The 4,334-nt window shown below is 64.0% G+C and carries 5 protein-coding genes; all 5 read right to left on the reverse strand.

Features of this window, described 5'->3' with window-relative positions; genetic code table 11:
- Positions 1–926 (reverse strand): translation elongation factor Ts (gene tsf / locus EOA29_RS26865; protein ID WP_127221844.1); only part of this gene is annotated, 926 nt, incomplete at its 3' end.
- A gap of 119 nt (positions 927–1,045) precedes the next feature.
- Entirely contained in the window at positions 1,046–1,825 is a 780-nt protein-coding gene (rpsB, locus tag EOA29_RS26870) for a 30S ribosomal protein S2 (protein ID WP_127221845.1), read from the reverse strand.
- Positions 1,826–2,000: 175 nt separating this feature from the next.
- Entirely contained in the window at positions 2,001–2,612 is a 612-nt protein-coding gene (locus EOA29_RS26875; RefSeq protein WP_126093878.1) for a LysE family translocator, read from the reverse strand.
- Entirely contained in the window at positions 2,609–2,887 is a 279-nt protein-coding gene (locus EOA29_RS26880; RefSeq protein ID WP_126093877.1) for a DUF4031 domain-containing protein, read from the reverse strand. The genes EOA29_RS26875 and EOA29_RS26880 overlap by 4 nt, the downstream gene beginning before the upstream one ends.
- Positions 2,888–2,950: 63 nt before the next feature.
- Positions 2,951–4,246, reverse strand: coding sequence for a hypothetical protein (locus EOA29_RS26885; protein WP_126093876.1), 1,296 nt, complete (start codon positions 4,244–4,246; stop codon positions 2,951–2,953).
- Positions 4,247–4,334 lie beyond the last annotated feature (88 nt).

Consider the following 4,334-nt stretch of genomic DNA (forward strand, 5'->3'; position numbering starts at 1 on the left):
TCTGGGTATTGCTTGACGGCGGCCGCGACTTCCGCCGCGAAATCGGTCGTTTCCTTCTCGATGCCTTCGCCGAGCGCGTAGCGCAGGTAGGCGCTGATCTTGGCCGGAGCGCCGATCTCCTTCTCGGCATCCTTCAGCGCCTTCTCGACGGTGATGTCGGGATTGAGCACGAAGGCCTGCTTCAAAAGCACCACCTCTTCATAGAACTTGCGCAGGCGGCCCTCGACCATCTTCTCGATGATCGCTTCGGGCTTGCCGGTCTGACGCGCCTGGTCGGCGAAGATCGCCTTCTCGCGCTCGACCGCGGCCGGATCGAGTTCTTCCGTGGTCAGCGCCATCGGGTTGGTCGCCGCGACATGCATGGCGACCTGGCGGCCGAAGGCGTTCGCCGCATGCTCGTTGCCGGTGGTCTCGATCGCGACCAGTACGCCGAGCTTGCCGAGGCCGTCGGCGACGGCATTGTGGACATAGGTCGCCACCGCGCCATGCGGTACCGTGAGCTTGGCCGAACGGCGGAAGCCCATGTTCTCGCCGATGGTGCCGACCGCGTCCTTGATGGTGTCGGTGACCGACTTGTCGGAGCCCGGATACTTGGCCGCGGCCACCGCCTCGGTCGTGCCATAGGCGAGCGCGACCTTGGCGACGTTGGCGACGATCTCCTGGAAGGCCGCGTTGCGCGCGACGAAGTCGGTCTCGGAGTTCACCTCGACGACCGCGGCCTCGCGGACGCCGGAATCGACGCCGATAAGGCCCTCCGCCGCGGTACGGCCGGCCTTCTTGTCGGCCTTTGAGATACCCTTCTTGCGCAGCCAGTCGACGGCTTCTTCCATGTTGCCGTTGGTCTCGTTCAACGCCGCCTTGCAGTCCATCATGCCCGCGCCGGTCAAGTCGCGGAGTTCTTTGACCTGTGCAGCCGAAATGCTCATTGTCGCCTCTTTGTTTCAAATGCGCCGACGCACCATCGAATCCCGATGATGCGCCCGGCAAAAGCGCTTTAGCGCGCCAACTTATTGGAAAGATGAAGGCCGGAACCGGCCTTCGCTTTTCAAGCTTCCGGAGCTTCAGCAGCCGGGGTGTCGAGCGCCGGCTCGACCGGAGCCTCGGCCGACGCGCCGATATCCATGCCGAGCGCGCCCTGCTGACGGGCGATGCCGTCGATGGCAGCCTTGGCGATCAGATCGCAGTAGAGCTGGATGGCGCGGGCCGCGTCGTCATTGCCGGGGATCGGGAAGTCGATCTTGTCCGGGTCGCAGTTCGAATCGATGATGGCGACCACCGGGATGCCGAGGCGCTTGGCCTCGAGGATGGCGATCGCTTCCTTGTTGGTGTCGATGACGAACATCAGGTCCGGCGTCGAGCCCATGTCCTTGATGCCGCCCAGCGCCTTGTTGAGCTTCTCGCGCTCGCGGTCGAGGTTGAGGCGCTCCTTCTTGGTGAGACCCTGGGCCTCGCCGGCGAGCGTCTCGTCGAGCTTGCGCAAGCGCTGGATCGAGTTCGAGATCGTCTTCCAGTTGGTCAGCATGCCGCCCAGCCAACGCGAGTTGACATAGTACTGGGCCGAGCGCTGCGCCGCGTCGGCGACGATGTCCGAGGCCTGGCGCTTGGTGCCGACGAACAGCACGCGGCCACCCTTGGCGACGGTGTCGGAAACCTGCTTCAGGGCCTGGTGCAGCAGCGGCACCGTCTGCGACAGGTCGATGATGTGGATATTGTTGCGGGCGCCATAGATGTAAGGCGCCATCTTCGGGTTCCAGCGGTGGGTCTGGTGGCCGAAGTGAACACCAGCTTCCAGAAGCTGGCGCATGCTGTAATCAGGCAGAGCCATTCTTTAGTTCCTTTCCGGTTGGCCTCCACGGACACAGGCATTTCGGACGTATGTCCTGATGCCACCGGAGGTTTCAGCCGGATTTCTCCCGGGCAGACACCAAAGTCCGTGTGTGGAATGAGCGCGCATATAGAGGGGAAGCGCCATAAACGCAAGCGCCCCTGCGCCTTGCTGGTCAGCGTGCGACGATCAGCGCACCGGTACCGATCATGGCGCCGCCGGCGAACCTGTTCATCAGGCGCATGCGCCGCGGAGTCCTGAACCAGCCCGAAGCCCGCCCGGCAAGTGCCGCGTAGATCCCCATGGTGACGATGTTGACGCCGATCACGACCATGACCACCAGCAGCCCGTCGGCAAAGGTCATGGCGTCCAGGTCGAGGATCAGCGGCATAATCGAGGCGTGGAAAAGGATCGCCTTTGGATTGCCGAGCGCGATCGAGGCCCCGAGGAAAAACGATCGGAAGAGCCCTGCCTGGGCCGTGCGCGCCCCATCTTCATGGGTAGCGGCCGATCGCCACATCCTGATGCCGAGGAAGACCAGATAGGCGGCGCCCGCATATTTCAGCGCAAGGAACACCCATTCGAAGGTCTGTGCCAGTGCCACGAGACCCAACAGCGCCAGGGTCACCAGCACCGCGTCGCCGGCGGCGACGCCGACACCGGCCACCAAGGCGCGGACGAACCCACGCGAGACGCCGTTGGTGATGACGGTGAACATGGCAGGGCCGGGCGTGGCGGCGGCGAGCGTTATCGCACCGCAGTAAGCCAGAAATGTCGTCAGCGTCATGGTCTTATTTTCCCATTTGGCACCCGCACGCGGCGGAAGATCGCGACGATCTCCTCGCGGCTGCATTCTACGGCGCCGAGCCGCACGGCGCGGTCGCGTTCGAAGCCGGTTATGTCATAGTGTGGCGCCGAAGTCTTGGGCGGCCCCTGGTAGGACGAGCGCTTGACGCCGAGCTCGGCGGCGAAGCGGTGCAGCTCGGCGGTGTCGTCGGCGAGCAGATGGCACCAACGATGGCCGGCCCATTTCCAGATCGCCGCATCGACATAGACAGCCATTGAACCTGCCGCACTCCAACCGACATGGACGGCCCGCTCCCGATCACTCGGGCCAATGTGAAGTCAGCGATGATAGAAGGGATTCGGATAGGAAATGAAGCCGCCGCCGGCGTCGAGCTCAGTCACGATCCGCGTGACGGCTTCCTGCATGCGCGAGCGCAATGTAGCGAGCGCCTTGTCGAGCGAGCTGTCACAAGCATGCAACGCCAAGGGCTCGGGCATGCGAATATGGGCGCGGCGCGGCCCGGCGGGTTGCGGGATGAAGCGGTTGATCGTGTCCCGCAATGAGCCCCTGCAATAGTCGTTGCGGACGCGCTTCAGATGCTCGGCGATCTCCTCCTGCGTGATCGTCGCAGCGGCAAAGGCCCAGCGGCCGACACGCTGGACGCGCTGGATCGTTTCGGTCAGTTTTCGCACGCGTTTCTGCTCGTCGGCATCGGCCTTTCCGTCGCGCAGCCAGCGGCGTGCCTCTCGCAGCAGCTCGGCCATATCCAGACCCGGCTCGGCAGCAATGGTCGCGGCTAGCTCTCGTCCGAGCTGGGCCAAAACTCGTTGCTGGCGCACAGCATAGGGAACGCCTTCCTCTACCGTCAGACCGCAGGCCTGTTCGTCGCGCGACAACAGGGTCGAATAGATACGATAGACGCGTTCCGGCAGCGAGCCGTTTGCAGCGCCTTCGATCTTCAGGCTTTTCTCGATATAGGCGCATTCCTTGGCGAGCGCCCGCTCGACATTGCCAGTGAAGGCGAGCTTCCAGACGATCGGAGCAACCCAGGCCTTGAAATCCTTGTTCGTCTCGCGGCCGCGCTGCAAAGCCTCCAGCCCCATCTCAACTGCGCCGGGAAGCAATGGCCCGACATAATTGCCGTGCCAGCCGACAGCGCCTTCCGGGTGGAGCAGGACGCCATGGCCCTTGAGCGCCCAGTCGACCGAATGCGCCTTGGCCGCGTCGTTGTTGCCGGGGATCTGCGCGATCAGATTGTTGGCCAGCCAGAATTTCTGCATCGGCCGACCGAGGCCGTTGACCACGCCATGCGTGGCCCAGGACGCGGCAAGCGGGCTGACGCGCGAGACGATCTCCTTGTCGATCATCCAGTCGGTGAAGAATTCCGGATGGTTGGGCGTGATGAACGTCGCTTGGCCCCCGCCGCAGCAGGCCTTCAGCCGTTGCTGGTCGGCGGCGGGAAAGTCGATATGGCGGACATTGGCGACGCCGCGCAGGCCGGCGAGCCGGTTGAACGGCAAAAGGTCGCGAAAGCCTGGAACCCCATGCAGCATGACGATGCGATTGACGATCGTCATTGCCCTGATCAGCGCCGGATTGGGTCGCGGCGCCACGAACACGTCGATCCTGCCCAAGCTTTCTCCCCCGAAAACGCCGTCAGGAAAAGGTGGGACTGGATTGCGGCGCCTTCAAGTCAGTTCGCCTTGGGCGGCCGCTTCGTGG

It is taken from the genome of Mesorhizobium sp. M1E.F.Ca.ET.063.01.1.1 (assembly GCF_003998155.1).
Classification (GTDB): domain Bacteria; phylum Pseudomonadota; class Alphaproteobacteria; order Rhizobiales; family Rhizobiaceae; genus Mesorhizobium.